The organism is Mycetocola sp. BIGb0189, assembly GCF_024810155.1.
GTDB classification, from domain to species: Bacteria; Actinomycetota; Actinomycetes; order Actinomycetales; family Microbacteriaceae; genus Mycetocola; species Mycetocola lacteus.
Window position 1 is genome coordinate 184,443 of sequence record NZ_JANUED010000005.1, and the last position, 26,183, is coordinate 210,625.

Here is a 26,183-nt window from a genome sequence, read left to right on the forward strand (position 1 = left end):
TGCATCCGAATCGGGTTCGGGTGCACCGGTGGGATTGTGGGTGTCCGGGAACCAGGTTCCCGGACACCGCTGTTCTAGCGGGTTTCGCGTGCCCGCGCGGGGTTGGGCACGGCATCCAGCAGGCGGATGGTGTACTCGTCGCTGGGGTTGCGCAGCACGTCGGCGGTGGGGCCGGACTCGACCACGCGGCCCGAGTTCAGCACCATCATCCGATCGGTGACCAGACGCGCGCTCAGCAGGTCGTGGGTGATGTAGAGCATGCTCACACCCCACTGCTCGCGCAGGTCCTCAAGCAGACCCAGGACACCCGCGCGCAGCGAAACATCCAGCATCGACACCGGCTCATCCGCCACGAGCACCTGCGGGTCACTCGCCAGGGCGCGGGCAATGACCACGCGCTGACGCTGACCACCGGAGAGCTGGTGCGGGAGCTTCTGCGCGAAGGTCTCCGCGGGGGTCAGCCCCACGGTTTCCAGCAGCTCCAGCATGCGCTCGCGCGCGGCCTCGCCGCGACGCTCGGTGAAGTTCAGGATCGGACGCAGCAGCGTGTACTCCACCGTGTGCAGCGGGTTCAGCGCCGCATACGGGTCCTGGAACACCATCTGGACGTTCTTGCGCAGCTCACGCAGTTCGCGGCGGCGCAGCGCCGAGAGGTTCGAGTCACCGAAGCGCACCAGGCCGGAGCTGGGCTTTTCGGCACCGGTTACCAGCTTGGCGATCGTCGACTTACCCGAACCCGATTGTCCCACCAGTGCCAGGGACTCTCCCGGTGCCAGCGTGAAGGACACGTTGTCCACCGCGACCACGGGTGCCTCGCCCCGACGCGGCGGTGCATAGACCTTGCTCACGCCCTCGACCACGATCGAGGCGTCGGCGCGGCGGGCCGCCCGAGCATCGGATCGCGGCGAGGTGGTGGCACGCTCGGCACGCGCGGCATCGGCCGAGCGTCCGCGGGTGCTGAAGCCGGGGATGTGGATCTCCTCGGCGCGCGGGTCCGCATAGTGGCTGAGCAGCATCCGGGTGTATTCGGCCTGCGGATCATCCAGGATCTGGTGGCTCGGGCCATCCTCCACCACGACGCCGTCGTGCATCACGAGCACACGCTCGGTGGATTCCAACACGATACCCAGGTCGTGGGAGATCAGGATCGCGGTGAACCCCTCGCTGGCCTGAAGCTGGCGGATGGTGTCCATCACCGCGTGCTGCACGAGCACGTCCAGCGCGGTGGTGGGCTCATCAAAGACCAGCAGTTCGGGCTCAAGCGAGAGGGCCAGGGCGATCGAGACACGCTGACGCATACCGCCGGAGAGTTCCCCGGGGTAGCGATCCAGCACCGTCTCGGGCAGCTCAACCTTGCGCACCAGCTCGCTCGCACGGGCATTGAAGCTGCCCGCCTCGACGTGACCGTGGGCACGGAAGATGTCGTGGAAGTGCTTGCGGATGGTGCGCACCGGGTTCAGCGCGTTCATGCCCGACTGCAGCACCATCGCGAATCCGCCGCGACGCTGCTTGCGCAGGGCCTCGTCATCCAGGGTGCGAATGTCGGATCCGTGGAACAGGATCTTGCCGTCCACGATGGTTGCCGGCGGCTTGGCCAGACGGGTCAGTGCAAAGCCCAGGGTCGACTTACCCGAACCCGATTCGCCCACGAGTCCGATGAACTCGCCACGACGCAGGCTGAAGGACACGTTCTTGACCGCGGCGACCGGCTCGAAGCCCTCGCTGCGGTACTCCACCGTGAGGTTTTCGACCCGCAGAATCGGCTCTTCGGCTCCCTGTGCGGGAGTGGTGTTGGTGGTCATCGACCCTTTCCTTCCCGAAGCCGCGGGTTGGAAATCCCGTCGACACCAAAGTTGATGAGCGTGAGGCTCGTGGCCAGCAGTGCGATGCAGAGACCCGGAGCAAACAGCAGCAGCCACTGTCCGGTGAGCAGCGCGTTGGAGTTCTGTGCCCAGAAGAGCATGGTTCCCCAGCTGACGGTGGTCGGGTCACCCAGACCCAGGAATTCCAGGCCCGCCTCGGCGAGGATTGCCGCGGTGGCCGCACCGAAGAACGAACCGGTGATCAGCGAGGTCATGTTGGGCAGGATCTCACGGAAGATGATGCGGAATGAGGAGTCCCCGGCGAACCGGGCGGCGGTCACGAAGTCACGCGAGCGCAGCGTCTGGGTCTGGCTGCGCAGCACGCGCGCACCCCAGGCCCAACCGGTGACCACGATCACCGCGATGATCATCACGATGCCACCGTTTTGCAGGTAGGAGGCGATCACGATCATCAGCGGCAGACCCGGGATGACCAGGAACAGGTTGACGATGAAGCCAACCACGTCGCCGCCGAAGCCGCGCGAGTAGCCCCAGCTGAGGCCGATCAGCACGGCGATAACCGTGGCGATCGCACCGGCCGCGAATCCCACAAAGACCGAGACGCGGGCGCCCCAGATGATCTGGGAGAGGACGTCCTCACCGGCGGCGGTGGTCCCGAGCCAGTGGGCGGCCGAGCCGCCGGCGCTGCGTTCGAACCCGTCCTGGCTGGCACCGTAGGGGGCAAGCCAGGGGGCGAAGGTTGCGGTGATGATGAAGATGGCCAGCAGGACCACGCCGATCCGGGCCCGGGGGTTGGACCAGATGGTGCCGGCGATGCGGCCGATCGTGCGCAGGGTGCCACGCAGTGCGCGCGCCCGCACGGGGGTAGTGGTGGATGTCATCGTCGCGTCCTTGGGTCGAGTACACCGTAGAGAATGTCTACGAGGAAGTTAGCGATGAGCACGCTCACGGTGATCATCAGGAAGAGGGCCTGCATCAGCGGGTAGTCCTGGTTGACCACGGCGTTGTACAGCAGGTATCCGATTCCGGGGTAGCCATACACCTGCTCCACCAGGATCGAACCACCCACCACGCCACCGAGGGCCAGACCGAAACCGGTGAGGTTCGGCAGGATCGCGTTGCGGGCGGCGTACTTGATGGCCACGGTGCGGCCGCGCAGACCGTTTGCCTCGGCAAAGGTCACGTAGTCGTCGCCGAGGGTGTTGATCATCGCGTTACGCATTCCCAGGATCCAGCCACCCAGCGAGGTGATCAGGATGGTCAGGGCCGGCAGGGTCGCGTGGTAGATCAGGTCGGCGATGAAGGAGAACGAGAACTCCGGCACCGCGGTGGGCGAGGATGCGCCCGAGGTCGGGAACAGGTGTCCCACATAGCCCGCGAAGAACAGCAGCAGCAGGGCGATCCAGAAGTACGGGAATGCGCTGAGGAAGCTGCCGCCCAGGGTGGGCAGGGTGTCGAGCCAGGTGCCGCGCTTCCAGGCGGCGAGGACACCGATCAGGGTACCGATCACAAAGGCCAGGATGGTGACGATTCCCACCAGCACCACGGTGTAGGGCAGGGCCGTCAGGACCAGGTCCGAGACCTTTTCGGGATAGAAGGTGAACGAGACACCGAAGTCCAGCGTGACAACCTGCTGGAGGTAGTGCACGTACTGCTCGAACAGGTTACCGCCGGGCACACCCAGCTGGGCCTCGATCGCGGCGCGGGTCGCGGCGCTCACGGGTCCGTTCTGGGAGAGCTTGGCGATCGCGGCGTCGGCCGGCGAACCGGGCATCAGCCGGGGCAGGAAGAAGTTCAGCGTGACCGCGGCCCACAGGGTGAGCAGCAGCATGCCGAGCTTGCGCAGTGCATACTTCATTATTTCTTGTCCTCGGTCTGCTCACGCGGCTTCAGCGAAGTGAAGATCAGCAGGGCGGTCGGGGTGTAGGTCTTCAGCGAGGCGTACGGGTGGTCGGCGTCGGGCCAGCCCACGTACTTGTTCTCGCTGTACAGGCCCCAGGAACCGCCGTAGTAGAGCGAGATCACCGGCAGGTCGGTGACCATCGCGTGCTGCAGCTGGTATCCCAGCTCGCGGGTTTCGTTGGGGTCGAGCGAGGTGCGGTACTTGGCGAGGATCTCGTCCACCGCCGGGTTCTGGTAGCGCTCGAAGTTGCTCGGTGCCTCCTGGCCCACGGGCCGGAAGTTGGAGCTGTTGAGCAGACCGTTGAGGTCCTGGTACTGCGAACCGAGTCCGCCGTAGGCACCCATCGCGATGTCGAAGTCACCGTTACGCAGGGCCAGCTGGTAGGCCGGGGGCTGCGGCTGGGTGAGCTTGACGTCGATGCCGAGGGCGGAGAGCTGACGCTGTACCTGGCTGGCTGCACGCAGCCAGTCGGTGTAGCCGTTGGCGGTGAGCAGCGAGAAGCTCAGCTGCTTACCCGAGGCGTCCACAAGCTTGCCATCCTGGTCGTGGTACCCGGCCCGGGCGAAGGCCGCCTTGGCCGCGTCCAGGTCCTGGGTGATCACGCCACCGTTGGGGATCGAGGGGTCCAGGTCTGCCTGCTGGTTGGGCAGCAGGATTCCGGCCTGGGTTGCGGGCTGCATCGAGCCCTCGGTTGCGGCATCTGCGATCTGCTTACGATCCAGGGCCAGCGCGATTCCCTGACGCACGTCGGGGTTGTTGAACGGAGCCTTGGTGAGGTTCGGCTGAAGCGAGATCACACCACCCGGCGGGAACCAGTAGCGGTTGTACTGGTTGGCGCCGCCCCAGGTCTTCTTCACGTCACTCATGTACATGTAACCCCAGTCGTATCCCTGGGTGACCATGGCGAGCTGACCGTTGGTGGCGGGCAGGATCAGGTGCTTGACCGTGACCTTGTCCTTCTGCCAGTAGTTCTCGTTGCGGTTCATCGTGTACTGCTGCGGGCTGTAGTTGCCGAGCGTGAACGGACCGGTACCCACCGGGTTTTCATCGGTGTAGGTGCCGGGGTCCTTGACGTTCTTCCACAGGTGCTCGGGCAGAATCAGGGTCTGCGCGATGATGTTGGCGGCGGGAACGTCCGCCGACTTCAGGTGCACGGTCACGGTCTGGCTACCCTCATCGGTGCCGGTTTCGACCGTGCTGATGTACTGCCAGATGCCCTGCATGTCCAGGGTCGGGCTGGTCTTGAGCAGGTTGAAGGTGAACTCAACATCCTTGGCGGTCAGCGGCTTGCCGTCGGACCACTTGACGCCATCCCGCAGGGTGAACACCACGGTGGAGGCGTCGGGCTGGGTGACCTTCTGGGCGAGCCAGGGGGTCACATCCCCGTTGACGTCGTTCACGATCACGAGCGGCTCGTAGATGTAGGCGGCACCGATCCGGCGGTTAGCCATGAACGGGTTGAAGTTGCGCTGATACATGGGCGAGCCCTGATCGGCGGCCAGGAGCAGGGTGTCCTGGGGAATTGTGGGGTCCGGCTTGCTCTCGATGTGGATGTTACATCCGGTGAGGGCTAGACCCGTCGCGATCGTGATTGCGACAAGCGATAGCAGTCGCGATCGGCGGGGAAATTTCTTCATTGAATGCGAAACCTCGAGTCATCCTCGTCACGAGTCGGCGCGTTCGGGGGAGGGCATTGAACACGTCGAGTTGCCACGCGGACGCGTGCAACCCCCTCAGTGTAAGCGCATACATTTACAAAATGCAAGCCCCAGAGCGTGGCGCACGGCCCCCGGTCGGGTCACACCCAGATTCGGGCGTTTTCCTCACAAATGGGATGGATTGCGCCGAACCATGTGGCACCCCGCTACCGCGCGGGTTCGGTGCTCTCGCGCAGCAGGACCGACACCGGCAGGCGCACTCCGCGCGGCTCCCCCGCCGGCTCCTGGAATCGCTCATCCAGCAGGGCGATCGCCGCCCGGCCCAGATCCTCGATCGGCTGACGCACGGTGCTCAGCCGCGGACTCGACAGCGCCGCGGCGGGGATACCGTCAAAGCCCGAGACCAGCACGCGCCCGGGCACCTCAATCCCGGCGGCCGCAAACTCGTCCAGCACCCCGAGCGCCATCTGGTCGTTACCACACAGCACGGCTCCGGGAAGCTCCCCGCCGGCGTCTGCCAGTTCCGCCAGTTCACGGCCGACTCTGCGGCCGGTTTCCCGGGTAAAGGTGTCGCTGATCCAGCGCATATCTTCGGCGCGACCGTGCTTTTCCAGGGCGTCGCGCACGCCGCGGCGACGATCCCGGGCGTCGGGAGATTCCTCGGGCCCACCGAGATACACCAGCGCACCATCGGTGCGTGTGAGCACGTGATCGGTGAGCGCCGCCATGCCCTCACGGTTGGACACCGACACCCGGTCAAATTCCTCATAGTCGCCGCGTGAGGACAGCACCACCACGGGGATGCGTGCGGCCAACGGCTTCAACACCGCGTCGGGCACGGCCCGTGCCAGCACGATCAAGCCATCCACCCGTCCGGCCATATCGGTAAAGGTCTGCAGGGATTTACTCCCCCGCCCCACCGCAACCATCAGCGCAAATCCACGTCGCCAGGCCTCAAGCTCGGCCCCGCGCACCACCTCGTCGAAGTAGAGATCGGCGATGTGGTCGTCGGCCGTCTTGCCCAGGTCGGTGACGATATCGGTGCCACCGGTTTCGGGCAGTTCGATCTCGGTCAGGTCCTCGATGGCGTCAAACCCCGGCAGGTAGAGACCCAGCACGCCGGTGCGCCGCTCGGCCAGTCCGCGGGCGGCACCGCTTGGGACATACCCCAGTTCATGCACGGCCGCCTCGACCCGGGCGGCAGTGTCGGGACGCACCCGATCCGGCGAGCGCAGCACCCGAGAGACCGTGGCGATCGAGACCCCGGCACGCTCGGCAACGTCATACACGGTGGGCGGTTTCACTATCCGGGGCCTTCCAAAATGGATGCGCTTACGCGCGGGAGGATTCCAGCGTACCCTGTTGCCGAGGCGCACACGCGGGCATACTGGCATGCATGGCTCAGATCATCGTCTATGGACTCGCAGACATCCTTCGCCCGCGCCGGCAGGCCCTCTCGGATGCGATCCACGCGGCCGCGGTCGCCGAACTGGGGTTACCCGAAGCCAAGCGCTTCCACCGCTTCATCCCGCTCGCGCGCGAGGACTTCATCTTCCCCGCCGACCGCAGCGAGAACTACACGATCATCGAGGTGTCACTCTTTGCCGGGCGCAGCGTCGAGACCAGGAAGAACTTCATCCGCGCGCTCTTTACCCGCATCAACGACGCCACGGGCATCGAGGCGCAGGACGTGGAGATTACCCTGACCGAAACCCCACGCGAAAACTGGGGCATCCGCGGTCTCCCCGGCGACGAACTGACCCTGAACTACGCGGTGGAGCCCAGTGACACCATTCACGAGCCCTAACTTTTTTGGGCGCTGCCACTAGCTAGTTTCCCGCGTGACGCTCGCGTTCGTCGAGGTAGGCGCCGAGGATGCGCTCGGTCACACCCAGCTCGACCGCGAGCTCATGGCGCTGCTGAGTCCAGCGGGCAACCTCGGCAAAACGTCGATCTTCGATGAGGTTTCGAGCGGCGAGCGCGTCGGCCGCGCGCTCCTCCTTGCGGCTGGTGGCCGAGTGCCCCAGCACCACATGGGCCACCTCATGTGCCACCACCGAGCGCTCATGCCGGGCGGTGAGGCCGGGACGCACAAAGATCACACGCAGGCGCGGTACCCAGAGTCCCGTGGGCGCGCCAATCCGCCGGGCAAGCACGGCCACCCCCAGGGCTTCGGCATGCGCGTACGGATCGTACATCCACTATCCATTCGGAAACTCGGGGGCCCCTCCGTCGTCGGTCGTGGCGGCCGCGATTTCCTCACCCAGGTCAACACTCATCAGGTACTCGTCCCGTGAGCGAGTCTTAGTCTGCCGGAGGGGTGTGACATTGGCGGGCAGCATATGCGCCACCAACACCTGGCTCGCCTCCTGAACCGCCACCTCACGACGATCCTCCGGCACCAGCTCAACCAGACGCCCCAGCACGTCGGCATAGCGGGCCGCCGCGTCACTGACCGCGCCTTCCGCCTGCGGCACATCAAGCACCGACATGATGCGCTGAAGCGTGCCAGCCTGGGGAACCTTGACGCCGTTTTCCAGGTTGACGATGGTCTGCCTGGTCACACCCGCCTCCGTTGCCAGCTGCTGCTGGGTCAACGATCGGTTTCGGCGCTCGGTGCGCACGCGCTGAGCCACCTCTTCACGCTCGGCGGCCGAAAACCGCGCAAAGTCATTTTTTGCCATGCCCCTACCGTAACATCGTTGACTTCCCGTGCAAACAATAAATGGGCTAATTGTCACTAATCGCCCACTAGTGCGCAAAAAGTCGCCTAAATGGTTTGCATTACTGTCAACTATGTTCTAGATTCGTTGACATGAACACGGAAACAATCACCCCGGGAGGCGCGCTTCGCACCCTGCGAGCCCAGGCGCACCTCACCCTCGCCGAAGCCGCCGAGCTGGGGAACACGGACATCTCCTATCTCTCCCGGGTGGAAACCGGCAGGCAGGAGGCGACCCCCACCTTCCTCGGGCTCATGCTGCTTGGACTCGGCCGCGCACTCCTCACCGAAGGGGGTGACGAGACCCACCTCGCCGAAGCTCGGAGCCGGACATTCCTCAATCCTGGGCAGGTCGAGGAGCGATTCCCTCAGCTCAACCGCGGCAAGCTGTCGCGGCTGCGGTTCAATGACCGCGGCCCCCGCTTCGTCAAGCGCGGTCCCCGAACGGTGCTCTACCTGGAATCGGAGATCCGGCGCTGGCTGGCCTCTCCCGAGGCGGCGGTGGAGGGGATCGAGAATCCCGACCCTCGAACACTGCATCCCTCCAACCACCGACGGTCCTCCGTGGAAGTGGTCCGCACGTCACCCACAGATTTTCCGCCCCGTCCGGCGTCGGAACCCATGCTTTCTCGTTCCGGAGCGAGAGAGAAATAACAGTACATACACACATCGAAAGGAGGAGCAATGGCACGACTACCATTCCCGCGCAGCCAGGTTTATGCGGTCTTTGGACCGCGTAACTTTCCACAGGACCCTAACCACAAGGGCATCGACTTCGGCTACGGCATGAGCGTTGGCCTGGCCGTTCCCTGCGCCGCGGCCGGCGTTGTCATCGGCTCGGGCCGAGGCAACCAGATCAACTTCTGGAAAGAGGTTGACCACGGCGGAGGCTGGACCACCCGGTACCACATGCTCGGATCATCAAACGGACCCGGCGTCGGTGACACCGTCGCCGAGGGCCAGACCATCGGTTTCGTTGGCCCGCAGAGCGGAACCAGCGACGGAGTACACCTGCACTTCGAGGTTCACAACAAGAACCTGCCCAGCAAGCCGATCTACGGCACCGCCGTAGACCCGCTGACAAACATCAACAACATCCCCGGCGGAACACCCACCACCACACCCCCACCCCCGCTTACTCAAGAGGAGCTTGAAGAAATGGCATCGTCCAAGAACGCATCGATCATCCGCGACTACGAGACCGAGAACTCTCGTGGCATCGTCGCAACCGCCCTGGTTTATCCCGACGGAAAGGTGGTGAAGCTGAGCGAGCGCGTTGATGTCAACGGTGCCGTGCTGGCCCACGCCATCGTCTACGGTCTGGAGCCCACCAACGGTTCGCTCGCCGCCCCGCGTGACCGCTTCGGCGCTCAGGTGACCACCTCGCAGTGGAACGCGTTCTTCCGCGTGTTCCCGGGTACCGTCACCACGGCGTAATCCCTTAAACACGAACGGCCCGGCATCCCTGTGGATGCCAGGCCGTTTGGCTTGTGCGCTAGTAGCGGTAGTGGTCGACCTTATAGGGGCCCTCAACCGAGACACCGATGTAGGCGGCCTGCTCCGGGGAGAGCTCGGTCAGCTCGACACCCAGGGCGTCCAGGTGCAGGCGGGCAACCTTCTCATCCAGGAGCTTGGGCAGCGTGTACACGCCCACCGGGTACTCCTCGAGGCGGGTGTGCAGCTCGATCTGCGCGAGCACCTGGTTGGTGAACGAGTTGCTCATCACAAACGAGGGGTGTCCGGTGGCGTTACCCAGGTTCATCAGGCGACCCTCGGAGAGGACGATCACGCTGCGACCGTTGGGCAGGTTCCACTCGTGCACCTGCGGCTTGATCTCGACCTTTTCGACGCCCTCGATCTTGCCGAGCCCGGCCATATCGATCTCGTTGTCGAAGTGGCCCACGTTGGAGACGATCGCGTGGTGCTTCATCGCCAGGATGTGCTCGGGACGGATCACGTTGAAGTTACCGGTGGTGGTCACAAAGATGTCAACCAAGCCGACAACCGATTCCAGCTTGGCCACCTGGAAGCCGTCCATCGCCGCCTGCAGTGCACAGATCGGGTCAACCTCGGAGACGATCACCCGGGCACCCTGACCGCGCAGTGCCTCGGCCGCACCCTTACCCACGTCACCGTAGCCAACCACGAAGGCAACCTTGCCGCCGATCAGCACGTCGGTGGCGCGGTTCAGGCCGTCCGGCAGCGAGTGTCGGATGCCGTAGCGGTTGTCGAACTTGGACTTGGTCACCGAGTCGTTGACGTTGATGCCCGGGAACAGCAGCTTGCCGTCGCGCTCGAGCTCGTAGAGGCGGTGCACACCGGTGGTGGTCTCCTCGGTGACGCCCTGAATCTCCTCGGCGATGCGGGTCCAGCGGTCGGTGCTGGTGCCCAGCGAGTCGCGCAGCAGGTCGAGGATCACGCCGTATTCGACGCTGTCGGTCTCGGCGGTGGCGGGCACGGCACCGGCGAGTTCAAACTCGCGGCCCTTGTGCACCAGGATCGTGGCGTCGCCGCCATCGTCCAGGATCAGGTTCGGTCCGGCCCAATCGGCACCGGCCGCGGCAGCCTCGGTGGACCAGTCGAAGATCCGGCTGGTGCACCACCAGTACTCGGGCAGGGTTTCGCCCTTCCAGGCGAACACCGGGACACCCTGGGGGTTCTCCACGGTTCCGTGCGGACCCACCACGACGGCCGCGGCGGCCTCATCCTGGGTCGAGAAAATGTTACAGCTGGCCCAGCGCACCTGGGCGCCGAGGGCAACGAGGGTTTCGATCAGCACGGCCGTCTGCACGGTCATGTGCAGCGATCCGGCGATGCGAGCGCCGGCCAGCGGCTGGCTCTCGGCGAATTCGGAACGCAGGCTCATCAGGCCCGGCATCTCGTTTTCGGCGAGACGCAGCTGGTGACGACCGGCCTCGGCGAGGCTCAGGTCTGCAACGAGATAGGGGAGATCGTTTGAAAGTTCAGGACGCGACATAGTCCCATTGTTGCAGACCGTTTCGTTACATTACGGAGAGGATTCTGGGTGGGCGATCAGCGCTCGGACGAATCTTCCGAGCGTCGCTCCAACATCGTGCGCACGCCGCGAAATCCGCGGTAAAGCACCAGGCCACCGGCCAGAATCAAGATGATCGCGGTGAGCAGGCTCGACCCGGCGAACCCGCCCATCGCCCCGCGCATGATGCCGTAGATGACAAATCCCGCGCCCAGGATGATAAACAGGATGTAGGACACACGCTGGAACGGGCTCATGCTGCCTCCGGGTTAGGGGGTGGTTCGCGGTTGAATCAGGGTCCATCCCCGCGGCACCGTTTGGCGGGTCGCATGGAACGCACACAGGTCATAGCAGTGCGGGCGACGCTCGGTGCCGAGCGGTCCGATTACGGCCATCGAATCCGCGTAGTCGTAGGTGAGGGTCGCGACCGCCTCGCGGTTACAGCCGATTCGGGAGCAGAGCCTCTGATTCATATCCCTCTCAGCGTACCCTGCCGACAAAGACCCACCGGCCCAGCCGGTCGGTATTGCCGGGAAACGCGTAGACTGGGGCAATGCCCCGCTCCTCCCACTCCCAACGATCAGGTACCGGACGACGTGCCGTACGACACGATCGTCACGGACGCGCAGGCCGCAGTTCGGTCACCGGGCCGCACCTCCCGCCGCTGCGCGGACGGGTTGACTTCTTCGATCTGATCGTCGGCAGCACCGCGGATTTCCTGCGCGGTATGTGGAGCGAGGAGTTGGAAAACGTCTCGTTTGAGATCGGCGGAATGCCGCTGGGCGAGCCCGGTCCCACCGGGGTACGCCGCTGGGATGCGCTGCGCGATCAGCGCCGGATCATCCTGTACCGGGTGCCGATCGAGCGCCTGGCCCGGCTGCACGTCAACGATCAGCTGCACCGCCAGATGCACATCGAAAGCTGCGTCTTCAGGGCCACCGCCGAGTATCTGGAGCGCGACCCCTGGGACCTCGGTCCCGAGCGTTTCCGCTAGGCTGGAATCCCGGGCACGACGCCGCACACCCACGACTCGCGTCCCCGCGCCACGACCCCGCAGCGCTCCCTGCACCGTGTTGATCGTGCCGGCTCGGACCGCGCGATCCCGTCTTGAAAGCGTGTGATGCTCCCCTCTTCCTCCTCCCCCGAAATCGGCACCGAGGTGCTGAAACTCGAAAACGTCGGCCTGGTACGCGGTGGCCGCCCCCTTCTGATCGACGTCAATCTCACCGTCCATGCCGGTGAGCGCTGGGCGGTGATCGGGGCCAATGGTGCCGGTAAGTCGACCCTGCTGAGCCTCTGCGGCGCGGTCCAGCATCCCACCAGCGGCACCGTGGACGTGCTGGGTGCACGCCTGGGCCGGGTCGAGATTCGAGAGCTGCGCACCCATATCGGCCATGTGAATCCGCGGCACCCGCTACAGAGTCCGCTGCCGATCCTGGATGTGATCCTCACCGGGTTGACCGGCAGCGTGGAAAAGATGATGCGTTGGGAACCCACCCCGGCCGAGAGTGCCCGCGCCCTCGAACTGGCGACGCTGCTGGGGCTGGGTTCCAAACTCGCCGAGCCGTGGACCACCCTGTCTCAGGGTGAGCGTGGTCGCACGCTGATCGCCCGTGCCCTGATCACCGATCCGGCCCTCCTCCTGCTGGACGAGCCCTCCACCGGGCTCGATGTGGCCGCCCGCGAGCAGCTGTTGGAAACCGTGGACCACCTGGTGTCGGTCCGGCCCGAACTGGCCACCCTGCTGGTCACTCACCACCTCGAGGAGCTACCCTCCTCCACCACCCATGCCGTGCTGGTGACCGACGGTCGGATCTCGGCCCAGGGTCTGGCCAGCGAGGTACTCACCACCGAGGCGGTCTCGGAGAGCTTCAACTATCCGATCCGGATCAGCGAGCACGAGGGCCGCTGGAGCGCCCGCGCCGGGCGCTAGACGGACGCACAAAACCCGCGCCCTCCCGGGGCGCGGGTTTTGTGATGCTGGCGCGACTAGCCCGGCTCCGCAGGGGAGCCGGTGCGCTTAGCGCGGGTAGACCGTGACCGTGGAGGAGCCGGTGCGTTTGGCGCGACTAGCCCGGCTCCGCAGGGGAGCCGGTGCGCTTAGCGCGGGTAGACCGTGACCGTGGAGGAGCCGGGGTTGGCCGGCTGCACGGCGAAGGAGGACAGCGCGCTCGCCCCCGCGTAGCTCACCGAGGCCAGCACATCGCCGGTCCCCGAGACCACGTAACCGGCACCGGCGGTGACCGGAACCACGGCACCGCCGCCGGCGGGCACCGTTACCTCGATCGGGTCACCCTCGGCCGGAGTTAGCGTGACCCGGGCGTCGGCGTCACCGCGGTTGCCCAGGTGCAGTCGCGGGTTCTCCCCCGGTGCGATGGCAAGCCGTGCGGAGTTTCCGATCTTGGAGGTGGAGGCAAACCAGGCAAAGTCGGCCCCGTTGGTGGTGGTGACGCGCACGCCACCCACCACGGGCTGGTCGGACTCAACCTTGACCCCGAAGGATCCGGCAGGCAGATTGGCAAGGAAGATTTCGTGCACCACGCCCGCGGGCACCGTGGCCTCAAGCGACATTGGGGCATTCCCGCCGGCCTCGTTGACAAAGGAGATGGTGACCTTGGCATCGGTGGTGCCGGGAACCATCAGGCGCAGCGCGGTCGCGCGGTCGTCATAGGTGTCATCGGACTCGAGCTCTGCGGGGGTTTCGGGGATCACCACACCGGGCATGTACTGGTTCAAGGCGGGGGCGGCAGACGGTCCGGCGACCTCGACACCCGAGGGAGTCAGGCCGCGCACCGAGCTCTGCTGCACGCTGGCAAATACGTGCCCACCGCGGGTGCTCACGTGGATGATCGGCTTTTCCAGGCCCGGGGCGAGGCTCGCCAGGGAAACCACCTTCTGCGAACCAGCGCGCACGATGATGCCGTCGGCTCCAGGGGCCTCGACGCGGCCATTCTCTCCGAAGATTTCCAGTACCACGTTGGCGTCGGCGGTCCCGGGGTTGGCCAGGGTGATCAGCGAGGTACGACCGGTAGCGGTGCTTCCGGCAACCAGCCAGGCATCGGCCACGGGCTCGGCGCACGCGCTGGCCGCGAAACCGGTGAGATCGGCCAGGCCGACCTGCTGAGACTGCGATCCGGCCAGCAGCGGGGTCTGGGTTCCGGCCACCGGGATCCGCAGAACCTCGGCCGAACCGGCCTCGGTTCCGCTGAGTTCGGGGTTGGTCAGCGGGGTGACGGACGGGTCGGCGTCGGCGCTGGTGGCCGTTTGCACGCCGCCAATCACGGTTGCCTGCCCACCGGATTCACCCGGCTGCAGCAGCGGGCCCGAGCAGACCCGGGTCTGGGCGGCGGCGCTTGGATGAACCTGAACACTCGGCGCGCTGGCGCTGATCGTGGGAATCGTCACCCGGGTAAACCCGAACGCAACCAAACCCACGACACCCACTCCGGCGATGCCGGCAACGATACGTCCCGAAACCGTGGCGATGCTCCGTGAGGAAACCATTTACTTCTGCTCCTTCGAGTCATCGGCTAAGGCATCGGGAGCCGAACCTGTGACAATAATCGTCGGTTCGGCGGCCGGAGCCTCCTCGGGGATGGCGATCGGCGCTGCAGCCGCATCGGGGACACGCCCCTCCCGCTCGGTCGCCTCGCGGTCGGTCTCGGGCACCGGGGCCGGCTCGGCGTCGAAGGCCGGCTCGCTCGCCTGGGCCAGCTCGGCGTCGTGGGCGGCTTCGGCGGTGCGGGCGATGGCCTCGGCGTCGGTGGGCTCGGGCCAGGCCGGTGCGGACTCGGCCTCGGGAGCGGTAACCGGTGCCTCCGGCTCGCTCACGTCCGGGGCGTGCGCCTCAACCTCGGCGGCCAGTGCCGCCTCGGCCTCCTTCTCGGCAACCCGTTCGGCCCGGCGGCGCGCACGACGCGACCCCTCGCCCTCGCGGTTCCCGCGACGACCGGCGGCACGACGTCCACCACCGGAACGCGGAACCGCGTGTCCGATCGTACGCGGGGTCGCCTCGGCCATCCGACGCGAGGCCGCGGTGGGCACCGCGAGCAGCAGCGCCACGATAAATACCAGACCGGTCAGGAAGCCCACCACCGGGGTAGCCCAGGAGGTAGGGGCAACGGCGGCCGGCGGGATCTCGCCGTCAAAGCGCCAGAGGATGCCCTGATCGGTCGGGCCCACGCGTCCCAGCGCACCCTCGGTTTCCAGCGCGGCGACCGCACGGTTGAGGGTCTGCTCGGCACCGGCCGCATCCGCCGGGTCGAGGCCGGGGCTGGCCGGGGCGAGCAGAACAAAGCGCACCCGCAGGTCGGTTAGGGTCTTGGCCACGTCCAGTCCGCTGGCGGAAATCAGGTTTCCGGCCAGGTCGGCGATACGGTTATCGTCCTCGGTCAGCACGGTACGCGTATTGGCGCGGGTAGAGCGTGAATCTAGGCTGGTCCCGCCACCCCGAATCAACGTCGCCGAGATCGCGTCGGCCCGCTCGGGGCGAATCAGCAGGGTGCCCTGGCTCGGGTCCTGGCTGGCGGCCGCGGTCACGTAGGCGGGCAGGGTGCGTCCATCCGAGGCCTGCACCGGACTGTGTCCGGTGGGGAAGATGGCGATCATCGGGCCGGCCACCACGATGGCCAGCACACCTACCACCAGGGCGGGGATCATGCCGCGACGGCGCATGGCGTCCAGACCCACCGCCGCTGCACCCACCAGGCCCAACCAGTACAGGCTCAGCGCCGGTGCCGGCCAGATTGCCACGGTGTTGGGGCCGCTCAGGGTCACCAGCAGGTGGCTGGAGAGGGCCGCGGTGGTCAGACCCAGCAGCGCGATCAGCAGGAGCCCGGACACGCGCAGGGTTCCGCGGAAGAACAGGGCGATAATCGCCAGTAGGAGCAGCGGGGCCAGCAGCACCGGCAGCGCCCACTCGGCGGCGACGCCGCCGATGCCGAGCGAGGAGATCAGTCCCGGCCAGCCGCTGTTGCCGTAGGCGGGCATGCCCAGGGCGATCTTCCAGCCCTCGGTCACCGGATACGCGGTGAGCACCGAGCCGGGATCGGCGAGCAGCGCCCACCAGTTACCGGCGCGGATTCCCTGCTGCCAAATCAGCGGGGCAAACAGGGTCAGGGCGGGGATCAGCATCCAGATCACGCGCGGGATGTACCGTCCAGCGGTCACCAGCAGCACGACCCAGATCAGCGCAAACGCGATCGAGAGAGAGGGGGCGCAGGCAAGAATCACCGCGGCCAGCATTGCGGCCACGGCCGTGGCCGCCCAGGAGCGGCGGAAGACCGAGGCGGTGTAGAACAGCCACGGCAGGAGCAGATGCACGATAACAGCGCCGATTTCCCCGGCGGCCAGCGAGCCGAGCAGGCTCGGGGCCAGGGTCCACAGGGCGGCCACAAAGAGGCGGTATCCGCTGCGTTCGGTGAGCCGGGTTGCGGCGAACCAGGCACCCAGGGTGGCCAGCGGCAGGGCCAGCAGGTAGAGCAGCACGATCGAGAACGAGGGGTTCCAGAAGGTCAGCGTGCCCAGGAAGGCCAGCACCACGGCGAACGGATCGGCCGCGGAGATGACGCCGAGGCCCTGATCACGCCAGGCAAAGCCGGTGTTTCCCCAGAGCTCGCCGACGGTGTTCGAGAGCGGGAGAAGTCCGCCTCCGGCCAGGGCCTGCACGTCGATAAAGCGGAAGAACAGCACGGCCGAGAGCAGCGCGGATGCGGTAACCAGCCATCCTCCACCGCCGGAGATAAAGCGCAGGTCGCTGCGTTCCACCACCACACTCACGGCGCCGGCCTCGCGGCGCAGACGGCTGCGGCGGGTGACCTCGCCCACCGAGATCCGCAGCGGTGCCAGCTGTGCCCAGCCCACACGCTTAGATGCCCGAAGACGCTGGCGGGAGCGCGAGATCCGTCCAAATCCGAAAGCCACGGCCAACGCGGCCCCGATCTCCGAGGTGATCAGCTCGGGCTGCTTGGTGATCAGACGCCAGACGGCGCGCACCAGGGCCAGCGGCAGCAGGCTCAGCCAGTGCAGCCACACCACGGCCGCGTTGGCGTAGACCATGCGGCGATGCAGCTGCGCCGCCCGTGAAACATAGGCCTGTCGGCGCACCACGGCACCGCGACGCGAGCGGTTGGGACCGGCCACACCGTCGCCGGCCCAGCGCACGCGAGCGCTGGGTTCCAGCGAGACCCGGTGCTCGGCCAGGCGCACACGCACCGAGAGATCCAGGCCATCATCTGCCTGGTGCAGGGCGGGATCGATCCCGGAAACCTCGTCCCAGACGCGGGCACGCACAAGCATCGCCGGCGCGGCCACACCGAGCACATCGCTCACCGCGTCGTGCTGGCCCTGATCAAGTTCGTTGGCAACCAGGGTCACGGCGGCCCCGAGCGGGGTCATCGATTCGCCATAGGAGATGATGGTCTCGCCACGATCCCAGTCAAGAAGCTTGGGTCCCACGATGCCCACCGAGGGCGACACCTCAAGCGCGCCGACCAGGGCCGCCAGGGCACCGGGTTCGGGGGCGGTGTCCTGGGCAAGAAGCCAGTAGGCGTCGCCATCCACATCCGCCGCGCCGGTGGCCGCGAGCACGTCGGCGGAGGCACGGATTCCCGCACGCACGGCCTCACCGAAGCCCATGTTTTCGCGCAGCTGAACGATCTGCTGGATCGCCGCCGTTTGCAGTAATTCGATGACCGCGGGCGGCGAGGCGAGACTCACGGCGACGACATGATCGGGACGGCGCGTCTGAGCCTCGAGGGCGTGCAGCGTCGCCCTCAGGTGCACGGCATCCCGGGAGCCGTCCTGGACAACAATGATGGCGGTTACACGTGGAGACATTTCTTCCAGACTATGTTGTCCCGGCGAGCACCGGGACTCGCTGCCTCGGCGCGCCATAAATCCCGGCGGATGCCCAGGAAGCACACCGGGGCGGAATCCTCAGATTCCACCCCCGTGGTGAGTCCTAGCCCGCGCGCTTTTTCAGCTTGCGACGTTCGCGCTCGGAAAGTCCGCCCCAGATTCCGAACCGCTCGTCATTACCCAACGCGTATTCCAGGCACTGAGCCCGCACCTCGCACGAGGTGCAAATTCGCTTTGCATCGCGTGTAGAGCCGCCCTTTTCAGGGAAAAACGCCTCGGGATCGGTCTGCGCACACAGCGAGTCAGCCTGCCATGAGAGAGGATTCCCGTCCTCGTCATCGCGGCGTACTCCGGGTACTCCCAGATCAACCGGGTCAATAAACCAGTCGTCGGGAACCCCCTGTCGATAGTCGAGCGACATATCGACCCCCTTTCCCCTTGGTGTTTCGGTGCACCGGTTAGTGACACCTAGATAATTACACCTTTGTAATTGGGGATTCGTCAAGTCGCAGATCGTAAACCCTCAGCGCGAGCTAGAGACTTCACGACGCGCCGACAGGTTCAAATCGTGTTCAAGCGGTGACGCCAAAAGGGCCAGAAGCGATCCAAAGTTCGCCGTTCCCGGCGATGCGTACCGCCGTATCGCTCGGCGTCAGATATCGGATATCCCCGCGCACCAGGCTCGTGTGGTCCGCGTCCTGCTCCAGCGTCGCCTCGCCACGAATCTGCAGCGCGATTGCCGGGCCCGAAACCCGAAAACTCCGCGTGATTTCGGGGTCTACGCGGTACAGCGCAAAGTTTGCGCCCGCGGGCTGATAGCCCACAACACCCGGGGCGATATCGCTGCGGTCCAGGAAAGGAACCGGCCCCGGAGCAAATCGGACAACCGCCAACAGCTCGGCAATATCCACGTGTTTGGGGGTCATTCCGCCACGCAGCACATTGTCGCTGGCCGTCATCAGCTCGAGGCCGATGCCGCGCAGATAGGCGTGCATATTGCCCGCATCCAAATACAGCGATTCCCCCCGTTTTAGGGTGACCCGGTTGAGAAACAGCGCAACAAACACACCCGAATCCTCGGGATAGTCCGCGACAAGCAGGCGGACCGTCTCGGCCAGGTGCGGCAGCGGGACCCGAGAAATCGAGGTGGCCGCCGCGACCAGCGCGGCACGTTCGCTCTCCCGATCACCGCCGAGCGCGGCCGATACCTCCTGCGCCAGCACCTCGGCCTCGGCGCCCTCGGCAATCGCGTGAGACAGTCGCTCGCGCAGATCACCAAGCACCGGATCCTGCACCCCGGCGTGCACCAGCTCATCCAGATCGGCGATCACCTCGGCGATCGGGCGGAACCCCGAGAGCGCCTCAAACCCGTCCTCCATCGCGACGATCAGCTCGGGCTTGGGGAAGGGGTCACGATAGTTGCGGTGCGGGGCATCCAGGGCGATCCCCGCGGCGTTCTCGCGTTCGAAGCCCGCGCGCGCCTGTTCGGCATTGGGGTGTGCCTGGATCGACAGCGGAGACCCCGCGGCGAGCACCTTAAAGAGGAAGGGCAGCGCACCACTCTCGGTTCCCGCGGCCGCGGGTTCCGCCGCAAGCCACCGCTCCAGCGTGCCGAAGCTCGCCGGGCCCTCGGGCGCACTCACTCGCGTCGGGCTGCCCGCGTGTGTTCCCAGCCAGAGCTCCGCCTCCGGTGCAGCGGTGGGCGTCCCACCCAGCAGCGCGCTGATCGCGCCCGGGGCACCCCAGGCATAGTCACGGGGAGTATTGGTGAGGGTGACGAACACTACTTCCTCTTTTCTACGGGTGCGCCGTACACGGCCGTCATGGATGTGCTTATGCCCACCATACAAGTCCGGACACCCGGTCGTGACGAACTCTGGAGGAACTCACCAAGGAGTCTGGCGCGAGCATCCGGGCGTCCCTAGGCTGGGGTCGGTTTCATCGGTGATTCAGCAAAGGAGCGATCATGACTTTCCAGCCCCTCGACAGTGACTTCTACGGGTTCTCCACCACGCTCGAACCCCATGAGCAGGAGGCCCTGACAACGGTCAGATCCTTCCTCGCCGACCACGTCGCCGACCGGGTCACCGATCTGTGGGAGGCCGCCGAGTTTCCGCACGATCTGATTCGCCCCCTGATGGCGACCGGCGTGGGAACCTGGGCCTGGGAGGAAACCCGACCGCGGGAGAACTCCGCGGTGTTCCGAGGTTTTTTGGCGCTTGAGCTCTCCCGCGTGGACGCCTCCATCTCCACCTTCCTCGGCGTGACCGAGGGCCTGGCCATGGGCTCGATCGGGGTGTGCGGCTCGGCCGCCCAGCGCGCCGAGTGGCTCCCCCGACTGGCCAGCGGCGAAATCGTCGGGGCCTTTGGACTCACCGAGCCGCTCTCGGGCTCGGATAGCGCTCGGGGACTGACCACCACGGCCACCCGGGATGGGGACCACTGGATTCTCAACGGACAGAAGCGCTGGATCGGCAACGCCACCTTCAGCGATATCACGATCATCTGGGCCAAAGACACCGCCGACAACCAGGTCAAAGGCTTTATCGTGCCCACCGACACCCCGGGATATGTGGCCACGAAGATCGAGCGTAAGACCAGCCTGCGGATCGTGCAGAACGCCGACATCACGCTGACCAATGTGCGCATCCCCGGGTCCCTCAAGCTGGAAAACGCCAACTCCTTCGCCGACACCGCCCAGGTCCTGCGCCTCACCCGGGCCGGTGTGGCCTGGTCCAGCGTGGGCGTGGCCATCGGCGCGTATGAGGCGGCGCTGGAATATGCCCGCGAACGCATCCAGTTCGGTAAGCCGATCGCCGCGCACCAGATGATTCAGGATCTGCTGGCCAAGTGCCTGGCCAATATCACCGCGTCGATCGCGCTGTGTGTGCGTGTCTCCGAGATGCACGATGAGGACGCGCAGCGCGATGAGCACTCGGCCCTGGCCAAGTCGTTCTGCACCTCGCGGATGCGTGAAACCGTGGCCTGGTCACGGGAGATTCTCGGGGGCAACGGAATCGTTCTGGACTACCGCGTGGCCCGGTTCTTTGCCGATGCCGAGGCGCTCTACTCCTATGAGGGCACCCGCGAGATGAACACCCTGATCGTGGGTCGCGCAATCACCGGAAAGGCCGCATTCGTCTAGGTCGACGGCTCGGATCGCGTTCGCCGTGAATCCGGCTGGATCGCCGGGCAATTCGGCGTGGATCATCGGGCCCACCGGGTAGTGTGGACCTATGTCCGACACCCGAGTGCTCCCGCCCGCCGCGCTGTCTACGGAGCGCCTGTGGCTGCGCGCGGTGGCCACGTTTGCGCTGTTTGTGGCGTTGGCGGGAGACGGACTGCGCAACCTCCTCGGATTTCCCGGGTACCTCGCGGTGGCCTCGCTCACGCTGATCGCCTGTGTCTACTTCCTGATTCGGCTGCGTCCACGCCCGCTCACCGGCCCCTGGCCGCTCGCGCTGGCCGGATACATTCTGTTTGCGGTACTCTCGCTGATCTGGTCGGCCTATCCCGGCGGATCCGCGATCACCCTGCTGGGTATGCTCGCGTGCACCGCGACCGCACTGATGCTCGCGCTGGTCCTGACCTGGAACGAAATTATCGGGGCCCTCACCCGCGCGGTGCAGGCGGTCCTGGCCCTCTCGATCGTGTTTGAGCTGGTGGTCTCGCTGATCATCCGCCACCCGGTCCTCCCGTTCTGGGTGGAGTATGGACACAAGCCGCCGCTGCTGGCCTACTGGTCGCGCAACGTCCTGTTTACCGGTGACCGAATCCAGGGCATTCTGGGCAACGCCAACCTCCTGGCCTTTGTCGCGCTGCTCGGTATCATCCTGCTGGGCCTGCGTCTGCTGGCCTACCCCCGGCTCTCCCCCGCTGCCCGCGCTCGGGAACCCCGTCGCTGGGTCACCGGTGCCTGGTTTGCCCTGGCCGTCCTGCTGTTTGCGCTGACCCGTTCCTCGACCCTGGTGCTGGCACTGGCCGCGGTCATCGTGGTGGGGGCCGCCGCACTCTGGGTGCGCGCGGGTGCACCGGGCAAACAGTTTGGTCGCTCACTCGTTGTGGGTGGAGTATTTGCCGTGGGCGGCATCACCTTCTGGCTGCTGCGTGATCGGGTGTTCTCCCTGCTGGGCAAGAGCTCGGATCTGACCGGCCGCGCCGAGATCTGGGCCACCGTGATCAGGCAGGCCGAGAAGAGCCCGATTTTGGGGAACGGATTCGCCAGCCCCTGGATCCCCTGGGTGGAACCCTTCAACCACCTGGTGGTACGTAACCGCGTCCTGCAGTTACAGGCACACAACACCTGGCTCGACGTCTGGATGCAGCTGGGCATTATCGGTGTCATCCTGCTGGCCCTGGCCCTGGCCTCGGCACTGTGGCGTGCCTGGTTCACCGCCATTGACCGCCCCCGCGTCGACCAGAATGATGCCCGTCCCTTCTCCCCCTATGCGCTGGTCCCGCTGCTGATCCTGGTGACCCTGCTGGTCCAGTCGATCGCCGAGAGCCGTCCGCTGGTGGAGTCCGGCTGGGTCCTGATCTGCCTGTTTGCACTCACCGGTGTACGCCGGCCGCTCATGGACGCGGGCACCGAGCTCGCCCCCGATGCGAGTCCTCAGCCGCGCTATGACCGTCCCGAGGTACCCCCGCCCGGCGATACCCGAACGGCGCACGCATGAGCCGTCCGGATCCCATCGGTGCCACGCCGATCCGGCAACTGCGGGAGGTCCTCACCGGCGCACCCGGGGTACAGGCCCTCGCGGTCACCATCATCGGCTGGTCGTTCTGTGTGCCCTTCACCCAGTCGCTGCTGGGCTGGGCCGGAGTAGCCGCGGGCCTGGCCACACTGTGTTTCCTGGCCGCCCTGATGCTAATCGGCCGGCGCGAATACATCGAGTGGGGCGGGGTCATCCCGCTCACCGTGCTGGCCTTTGTCGGCTGGTGCACGATCTCGGTCATCTGGGCCACCTCCCCGGCGAACTCGCTGGTGGGTGCCGCCTATCAGCTGGGATTCGGGTTCCTGGCGGCCGCGGTCGCGCTCAGCCGCGACACGATTCAGGTGGTCCGGGCCGTAGGCACCGCGATGCGCATCCTGCTCACCGCCTCGCTGATGCTGGAGATCTTCTCGGGCATCCTGCTGGACACCCCGGTGCCATTCCTCAAGATCAGCGGAACCATCGCCTCGGGCGGCCCGATCCAGGGCATCTTTGGCTCGCGCAGCTTCCTGGCGTTTGCCACCATGATCGCGCTGATCTCGTTTGTGATCGAGTGGCGCACCCGCTCGGTCCCCAAGCCGCTGGCGGGTTTCTCGATCTCACTCGCGGTGATGTGTCTGCTGCTGAGTCGCTCGCCGGTCATGATTTTTGTGGCGATTGTCCTGGGCATCGCCTCCGCCGCGCTCTACGGCATCCGCAAGGCGCCCGCCGAACGCAGACCCGCGCTCCAGTGGATCCTGCTGTCGCTCAGCGTCATCGTGACGATCGTGGTGTATCTCAACCGGGTCTGGGTGCTCACGCTGCTCAACGCCAACGGAGAATTCCTCACTCGCTACTCGCTGTGGATTCAGGTATGGCGACTGATCCCCGTGAATACGATGGAGGGATGGGGGTGGACCGGCATGTGGCGGGCGTCCACGACCCCCTACAACACGATTAACTTCACCCTGCAAAATCGCCACACGTCGGCACTGAACGCCTATCTGGATGTGGCGCTTCAGGTGGGTGTGGTCGGGATCTGCCTGTTTGCGATCCTCGCGATTACCGCGTTTATCCGGTCCTGGCTCCTGGCCAGCAACCGCCGTACGGTCACCTACACCTGGCCCGCACTGATCATGGTGGCGCTGGCCGGAACCTCGGTTGCCGAGAGCTTTGTGCTGACCTCGGGCGGATGGGTCATGCTGGTGATCTGCGCAATTCTGGCGTCCAGATCCACCTCATGGCTGGCCCGCTTCCGGGATACCCGGCGGGCGTTACCGCCGGTTCCGCGCGAATAGGCTGGACCGGCGTATGCGACGCGCTAGGCGTCGTTTGCCGACGAGGGCCTCGAGTCGCGGGCACCGAGAGCGTCTTCAAGCGCGCGAATACGCATTTCCTGCAGCGCGCTCTCCTCGGTCAGGACACGCACGCGCTCCTCGGTGTTTGCCAGCTCGGAACCGTGCTGCAGGCACACCAGGAACAGGACCGCGGCGCACGCGAAGAACACCAGGTTCAGCGGAATCTCTACCCCGAGAATCTGTGATGCCCACTGGAGAATGCCCGGGAAGATACTGGTGATCAACGCGATCACACCGGCAATCAGCCACCAGGTCGCGTGACGCTCCTTGAGCCGGTGACGGCGCACCATTTCGATCACCACCACCAGGATCAGGACCGAGGCGGCGATGGCAAGAATGTGGGAAACCGCGATCATGCTGCGCTCCGTTCGATGTTGGCCAGGCGGACCGGCGGACGGACAAGCGCAAATGTCAGCGCGACAAAGGCACGGGCCAGGTAGATTGCGGCCTTGACCGGATTATGCGAGGGGACACCGCCGGCACGCTCACGCATCGATACCGGCACCTGCTTCACCACGCATCCGGCGCGGGCCGCAATGACCAGGGCCTCAATGGTGTCGCCCAGATACTCCGCCGGATAGTAGCGGGCAAACAGGTTCAGTGCTCGCGGGCCAATCGCCTTAAAACCACTGGTGGTGTCGGTGAGCTTGGTCTTGCAAATGCGGCCAATCACCACCGACAAAAACTTCATCGCCCACTTGCGCGGGCCGCTGACCTCGTAGTCGCCGCTGCCGGCAAAACGGGCACCAATGACGATATCGGCCTCATCCAGACCGGCCACGAGCTCGGGCAGGGACTTGGGGTCGTGCTGACCGTCGGCATCCACCTGGACCACCGCGCGGAAACCGTTTGCGACGGCGTATTTGAACCCCACCCGCATGGCCCCACCCACACCGAGATTCAGCGGCAGGGTGGCCACCCGTGCCCCGGCTGCGCGGGCCACCTCGCTGGTGCGATCGGCGGAACCGTCATCCACCACGAGGCAGGTCACATCGCCCAGGGTTTCGCGAATTTCCGCGAGGACACCGCCCAACGCTTCCTCTTCGTTGTAAGCAGGTAGGACAACGAGGGTCTCGCTGAGTGAAATCGGCATAATTGTCATTCTAACCGCTCTTTTATGCTTTGTCGGGTGCCGCGCACGCGGGATGAAGGAGGATCGCCCTCGGGGCGACATACCCCGCCGAGGCGCGAAGGTCCTAGCCGCCAAACACGTGTCGCAGCAGCGACCGCGTCGAGGCACCCGACCCCGCCCGCAGCGCCGCCGGCAGTTCGGTGAGCGCATTGGCACGGGAGGTGAGACGCAGCGAGGCCGCCCGAGCCGCGCGGCGCCATCCGCGAGCCTTGGCGCGGGAGGCGGCGGCGTCAAAGACCGCGCGCTCCTCGATAAACTTCTTCCCATCCGGACCGCGCTTGGCCGACAGCGACTGAGCGTGACGGCGATACTGGAACACGGTCTGCTCATCGATGACCAGCGTGTTGTCGGCCTCGATGATGCCGAGGATCATGTCGAGGTCCTGCACCACCTCAAGATCGGTGCGGAAGGCGCGCGACTTCAGCTCCGAAACCCGCCAGATCAGCGACGGAAAGTAGAGCCAGTTTCCCCGCAGCAGGCTGGTCACCAGCTCCTCGCCGCCGACCTCGCGGGTACCCGATCCGCTCGGGCGGCACATCGCCTTAATCCGGTCCGCGAGAGGCGAATACACGTGGTCCTCACCATCGATAATTTCCACGCCCGGCTGAATCAGGGCGGCATCGGGGAAACGTTCGATCAGCTCCAGCGCACGGCCGACAAATCCGGGCAGGAGGATGTCGTCACAGCCCAGGATGATCGCATGAGAGTTTTCCATCAGACGGATGCTCTCGTTGAAGTTTCCACTGATCCGCAGGTTCTTGGTGTTGCGGCGGTAGGTGACCCGGGGGTCCTCGATGGCGGCCGCCCACTCCCCCGGTGCCGGGTCGGGATACTGGTCATCGATGATCACCAGGCGCCAATCCGGGTTGTCCTGAGCCAATACACTCTTCACGGCCGTCATAAACTGGGTCGGGTCGCCATAAAACGGCAGCATGATGTCAAGAGTCACAGGTTTACGCTATCAGGTGCCCCGCCCGAGACGTTCCCGGGCTCAGCCCATATGATGGTCCCCGAAGCCCCTAGATCGCAGGTCGGAGTAGTAC

General features: G+C 65.8%; 25 protein-coding genes. 8 read left to right on the top strand and 17 right to left on the bottom strand.

Annotated elements, in window-relative coordinates; genetic code table 11:
* Positions 1-74 precede the first annotated feature (74 nt).
* From M2390_RS09635 to M2390_RS09655, 5 genes are all read right to left on the bottom strand, one after another.
* Positions 75-1,802, bottom strand: coding sequence for an ABC transporter ATP-binding protein (locus M2390_RS09635; RefSeq protein WP_259178299.1), 1,728 nt, complete (start codon positions 1,800-1,802; stop codon positions 75-77).
* On the bottom strand, positions 1,799-2,704 hold the full coding sequence (locus M2390_RS09640; RefSeq protein WP_259178300.1) for an ABC transporter permease: 906 nt from the start codon (positions 2,702-2,704) through the stop codon (positions 1,799-1,801). The genes M2390_RS09635 and M2390_RS09640 overlap by 4 nt, the downstream gene beginning before the upstream one ends.
* A complete protein-coding gene (locus tag M2390_RS09645) occupies positions 2,701-3,681 on the bottom strand; it encodes an ABC transporter permease (RefSeq protein WP_030148966.1) in 981 nt (326 codons plus the stop codon). Before M2390_RS09645 ends, M2390_RS09640 begins: the two co-directional genes overlap by 4 nt.
* Positions 3,681-5,363 carry an ABC transporter substrate-binding protein gene (locus M2390_RS09650; RefSeq protein ID WP_259178303.1) on the bottom strand — a complete coding sequence of 561 codons (1,683 nt, stop codon included), beginning with the start codon at positions 5,361-5,363 and terminating at the stop codon, positions 3,681-3,683. Before M2390_RS09650 ends, M2390_RS09645 begins: the two co-directional genes overlap by 1 nt.
* Before the next feature lie 227 nt (positions 5,364-5,590).
* Positions 5,591-6,688 (bottom strand): LacI family DNA-binding transcriptional regulator, encoded by a 1,098-nt coding sequence (locus M2390_RS09655; protein ID WP_259178304.1) that lies wholly within the window; start codon positions 6,686-6,688, stop codon positions 5,591-5,593.
* 92 nt (positions 6,689-6,780) lie between these two features.
* On the opposite strand from M2390_RS09655, the gene M2390_RS09660 reads away from it, so the two are divergent.
* Complete coding sequence (locus M2390_RS09660; protein WP_259178306.1) at positions 6,781-7,191, top strand: tautomerase family protein; 411 nt, start codon at positions 6,781-6,783, stop codon at positions 7,189-7,191.
* A 22-nt stretch (positions 7,192-7,213) separates the two neighbouring features.
* On the opposite strand, the gene M2390_RS09665 is transcribed toward M2390_RS09660, so the two are convergent.
* Positions 7,214-7,582: an ImmA/IrrE family metallo-endopeptidase gene (locus tag M2390_RS09665; RefSeq protein ID WP_259178307.1), complete on the bottom strand. Its 369-nt coding sequence runs from the start codon at positions 7,580-7,582 to the stop codon at positions 7,214-7,216.
* 3 nt (positions 7,583-7,585) lie between these two features.
* Positions 7,586-8,068 (bottom strand): helix-turn-helix transcriptional regulator, encoded by a 483-nt coding sequence (locus M2390_RS09670; RefSeq protein WP_259178309.1) that lies wholly within the window; start codon positions 8,066-8,068, stop codon positions 7,586-7,588.
* A gap of 131 nt (positions 8,069-8,199) precedes the next feature.
* Here M2390_RS09670 and M2390_RS09675 point away from each other — a divergent pair, with 131 nt between their 5' ends.
* Together M2390_RS09675 and M2390_RS09680 are read left to right on the top strand one after the other, a co-directional pair.
* On the top strand, positions 8,200-8,760 hold the full coding sequence (locus tag M2390_RS09675) for a helix-turn-helix transcriptional regulator (protein WP_259178312.1): 561 nt from the start codon (positions 8,200-8,202) through the stop codon (positions 8,758-8,760).
* Positions 8,761-8,790: 30 nt separating this feature from the next.
* Positions 8,791-9,543 (top strand): M23 family metallopeptidase, encoded by a 753-nt coding sequence (locus tag M2390_RS09680; protein WP_259178314.1) that lies wholly within the window; start codon positions 8,791-8,793, stop codon positions 9,541-9,543.
* A 58-nt stretch (positions 9,544-9,601) separates the two neighbouring features.
* Here the strand turns inward: M2390_RS09680 and ahcY are convergent, their stop codons facing one another.
* The 3 genes from ahcY to M2390_RS09695 are packed head-to-tail and all read right to left on the bottom strand — an operon-like array spanning position 9,602 to position 11,574.
* Complete coding sequence (gene ahcY / locus M2390_RS09685) at positions 9,602-11,083, bottom strand: adenosylhomocysteinase (protein ID WP_259178315.1); 1,482 nt, start codon at positions 11,081-11,083, stop codon at positions 9,602-9,604.
* A 56-nt stretch (positions 11,084-11,139) separates the two neighbouring features.
* Positions 11,140-11,358 carry a hypothetical protein gene (locus tag M2390_RS09690; RefSeq protein ID WP_259178317.1) on the bottom strand — a complete coding sequence of 73 codons (219 nt, stop codon included), beginning with the start codon at positions 11,356-11,358 and terminating at the stop codon, positions 11,140-11,142.
* A 12-nt stretch (positions 11,359-11,370) separates the two neighbouring features.
* On the bottom strand, positions 11,371-11,574 hold the full coding sequence (locus tag M2390_RS09695; RefSeq protein WP_030148976.1) for a DUF3499 family protein: 204 nt from the start codon (positions 11,572-11,574) through the stop codon (positions 11,371-11,373).
* Between the two features lie 80 nt (positions 11,575-11,654).
* Here M2390_RS09695 and M2390_RS09700 point away from each other — a divergent pair, with 80 nt between their 5' ends.
* On the top strand, positions 11,655-12,095 hold the full coding sequence (locus M2390_RS09700; RefSeq protein ID WP_030148977.1) for a metallopeptidase family protein: 441 nt from the start codon (positions 11,655-11,657) through the stop codon (positions 12,093-12,095).
* A 126-nt stretch (positions 12,096-12,221) separates the two neighbouring features.
* Complete coding sequence (locus M2390_RS09705; protein WP_259178319.1) at positions 12,222-13,034, top strand: ABC transporter ATP-binding protein; 813 nt, start codon at positions 12,222-12,224, stop codon at positions 13,032-13,034.
* A gap of 167 nt (positions 13,035-13,201) precedes the next feature.
* Here M2390_RS09705 and M2390_RS09710 read toward each other — a convergent pair whose 3' ends face one another.
* The 4 genes from M2390_RS09710 to manA all read right to left on the bottom strand — a co-directional run bounded on the left by M2390_RS09710 (position 13,202) and on the right by manA (position 19,743).
* A complete protein-coding gene (locus tag M2390_RS09710; protein WP_259178321.1) occupies positions 13,202-14,605 on the bottom strand; it encodes a DUF5719 family protein in 1,404 nt (467 codons plus the stop codon).
* Positions 14,606-17,938 carry a glycosyltransferase family 2 protein gene (locus M2390_RS09715; protein ID WP_259178323.1) on the bottom strand — a complete coding sequence of 1,111 codons (3,333 nt, stop codon included), beginning with the start codon at positions 17,936-17,938 and terminating at the stop codon, positions 14,606-14,608.
* Positions 17,939-18,062: 124 nt separating this feature from the next.
* Positions 18,063-18,380 (bottom strand): WhiB family transcriptional regulator, encoded by a 318-nt coding sequence (locus M2390_RS09720; protein WP_121689252.1) that lies wholly within the window; start codon positions 18,378-18,380, stop codon positions 18,063-18,065.
* A 151-nt stretch (positions 18,381-18,531) separates the two neighbouring features.
* Positions 18,532-19,743 (bottom strand): mannose-6-phosphate isomerase, class I, encoded by a 1,212-nt coding sequence (gene manA / locus M2390_RS09725; RefSeq protein ID WP_259178326.1) that lies wholly within the window; start codon positions 19,741-19,743, stop codon positions 18,532-18,534.
* Positions 19,744-19,925: 182 nt separating this feature from the next.
* Between manA and M2390_RS09730 the strand changes: the two genes are divergently transcribed.
* The 3 genes from M2390_RS09730 (at position 19,926) to M2390_RS09740 (ending at position 23,948) form a co-directional block, all read left to right on the top strand.
* The gene (locus tag M2390_RS09730; RefSeq protein ID WP_259178328.1) at positions 19,926-21,104 is read left to right on the top strand and encodes an acyl-CoA dehydrogenase family protein; all 1,179 of its coding nucleotides are present in this window, start codon (positions 19,926-19,928) and stop codon (positions 21,102-21,104) included.
* A 91-nt stretch (positions 21,105-21,195) separates the two neighbouring features.
* Complete coding sequence (locus tag M2390_RS09735) at positions 21,196-22,635, top strand: O-antigen ligase (RefSeq protein ID WP_259178329.1); 1,440 nt, start codon at positions 21,196-21,198, stop codon at positions 22,633-22,635.
* On the top strand, positions 22,632-23,948 hold the full coding sequence (locus M2390_RS09740; protein ID WP_259178331.1) for an O-antigen ligase: 1,317 nt from the start codon (positions 22,632-22,634) through the stop codon (positions 23,946-23,948). The genes M2390_RS09735 and M2390_RS09740 overlap by 4 nt, the downstream gene beginning before the upstream one ends.
* A gap of 23 nt (positions 23,949-23,971) precedes the next feature.
* Here M2390_RS09740 and M2390_RS09745 read toward each other — a convergent pair whose 3' ends face one another.
* The 3 genes from M2390_RS09745 to M2390_RS09755 form a co-directional block, all read right to left on the bottom strand.
* Positions 23,972-24,364 carry a DUF2304 domain-containing protein gene (locus M2390_RS09745; RefSeq protein ID WP_259178333.1) on the bottom strand — a complete coding sequence of 131 codons (393 nt, stop codon included), beginning with the start codon at positions 24,362-24,364 and terminating at the stop codon, positions 23,972-23,974.
* Positions 24,361-25,101 carry a glycosyltransferase family 2 protein gene (locus M2390_RS09750; RefSeq protein ID WP_259178335.1) on the bottom strand — a complete coding sequence of 247 codons (741 nt, stop codon included), beginning with the start codon at positions 25,099-25,101 and terminating at the stop codon, positions 24,361-24,363. Before M2390_RS09750 ends, M2390_RS09745 begins: the two co-directional genes overlap by 4 nt.
* A gap of 103 nt (positions 25,102-25,204) precedes the next feature.
* The gene (locus M2390_RS09755; protein ID WP_259178337.1) at positions 25,205-26,089 is read right to left on the bottom strand and encodes a glycosyltransferase; all 885 of its coding nucleotides are present in this window, start codon (positions 26,087-26,089) and stop codon (positions 25,205-25,207) included.
* Positions 26,090-26,183 lie beyond the last annotated feature (94 nt).

Coding starts and splice junctions, on each gene's coding strand:
- M2390_RS09635 (WP_259178299.1), bottom strand. CDS start 1,802: ATGACCACCAACACCACTCCCGCACAGGGAGCCGAAGAGCCGATTCTG.
- M2390_RS09640 (WP_259178300.1), bottom strand. CDS start 2,704: ATGACATCCACCACTACCCCCGTGCGGGCGCGCGCACTGCGTGGCACC.
- M2390_RS09645 (WP_030148966.1), bottom strand. CDS start 3,681: ATGAAGTATGCACTGCGCAAGCTCGGCATGCTGCTGCTCACCCTGTGG.
- M2390_RS09650 (WP_259178303.1), bottom strand. CDS start 5,363: ATGAAGAAATTTCCCCGCCGATCGCGACTGCTATCGCTTGTCGCAATC.
- M2390_RS09660 (WP_259178306.1), top strand. CDS start 6,781: ATGGCTCAGATCATCGTCTATGGACTCGCAGACATCCTTCGCCCGCGC.
- M2390_RS09665 (WP_259178307.1), bottom strand. CDS start 7,582: ATGTACGATCCGTACGCGCATGCCGAAGCCCTGGGGGTGGCCGTGCTT.
- M2390_RS09670 (WP_259178309.1), bottom strand. CDS start 8,068: ATGGCAAAAAATGACTTTGCGCGGTTTTCGGCCGCCGAGCGTGAAGAG.
- M2390_RS09675 (WP_259178312.1), top strand. CDS start 8,200: ATGAACACGGAAACAATCACCCCGGGAGGCGCGCTTCGCACCCTGCGA.
- M2390_RS09680 (WP_259178314.1), top strand. CDS start 8,791: ATGGCACGACTACCATTCCCGCGCAGCCAGGTTTATGCGGTCTTTGGA.
- ahcY (WP_259178315.1), bottom strand. CDS start 11,083: ATGTCGCGTCCTGAACTTTCAAACGATCTCCCCTATCTCGTTGCAGAC.
- M2390_RS09690 (WP_259178317.1), bottom strand. CDS start 11,358: ATGAGCCCGTTCCAGCGTGTGTCCTACATCCTGTTTATCATCCTGGGC.
- M2390_RS09695 (WP_030148976.1), bottom strand. CDS start 11,574: ATGAATCAGAGGCTCTGCTCCCGAATCGGCTGTAACCGCGAGGCGGTC.
- M2390_RS09700 (WP_030148977.1), top strand. CDS start 11,655: ATGCCCCGCTCCTCCCACTCCCAACGATCAGGTACCGGACGACGTGCC.
- M2390_RS09705 (WP_259178319.1), top strand. CDS start 12,222: ATGCTCCCCTCTTCCTCCTCCCCCGAAATCGGCACCGAGGTGCTGAAA.
- M2390_RS09710 (WP_259178321.1), bottom strand. CDS start 14,605: ATGGTTTCCTCACGGAGCATCGCCACGGTTTCGGGACGTATCGTTGCC.
- M2390_RS09715 (WP_259178323.1), bottom strand. CDS start 17,938: ATGTCTCCACGTGTAACCGCCATCATTGTTGTCCAGGACGGCTCCCGG.
- M2390_RS09720 (WP_121689252.1), bottom strand. CDS start 18,380: ATGTCGCTCGACTATCGACAGGGGGTTCCCGACGACTGGTTTATTGAC.
- M2390_RS09730 (WP_259178328.1), top strand. CDS start 19,926: ATGACTTTCCAGCCCCTCGACAGTGACTTCTACGGGTTCTCCACCACG.
- M2390_RS09735 (WP_259178329.1), top strand. CDS start 21,196: ATGTCCGACACCCGAGTGCTCCCGCCCGCCGCGCTGTCTACGGAGCGC.
- M2390_RS09740 (WP_259178331.1), top strand. CDS start 22,632: ATGAGCCGTCCGGATCCCATCGGTGCCACGCCGATCCGGCAACTGCGG.
- M2390_RS09745 (WP_259178333.1), bottom strand. CDS start 24,364: ATGATCGCGGTTTCCCACATTCTTGCCATCGCCGCCTCGGTCCTGATC.
- M2390_RS09750 (WP_259178335.1), bottom strand. CDS start 25,101: ATGCCGATTTCACTCAGCGAGACCCTCGTTGTCCTACCTGCTTACAAC.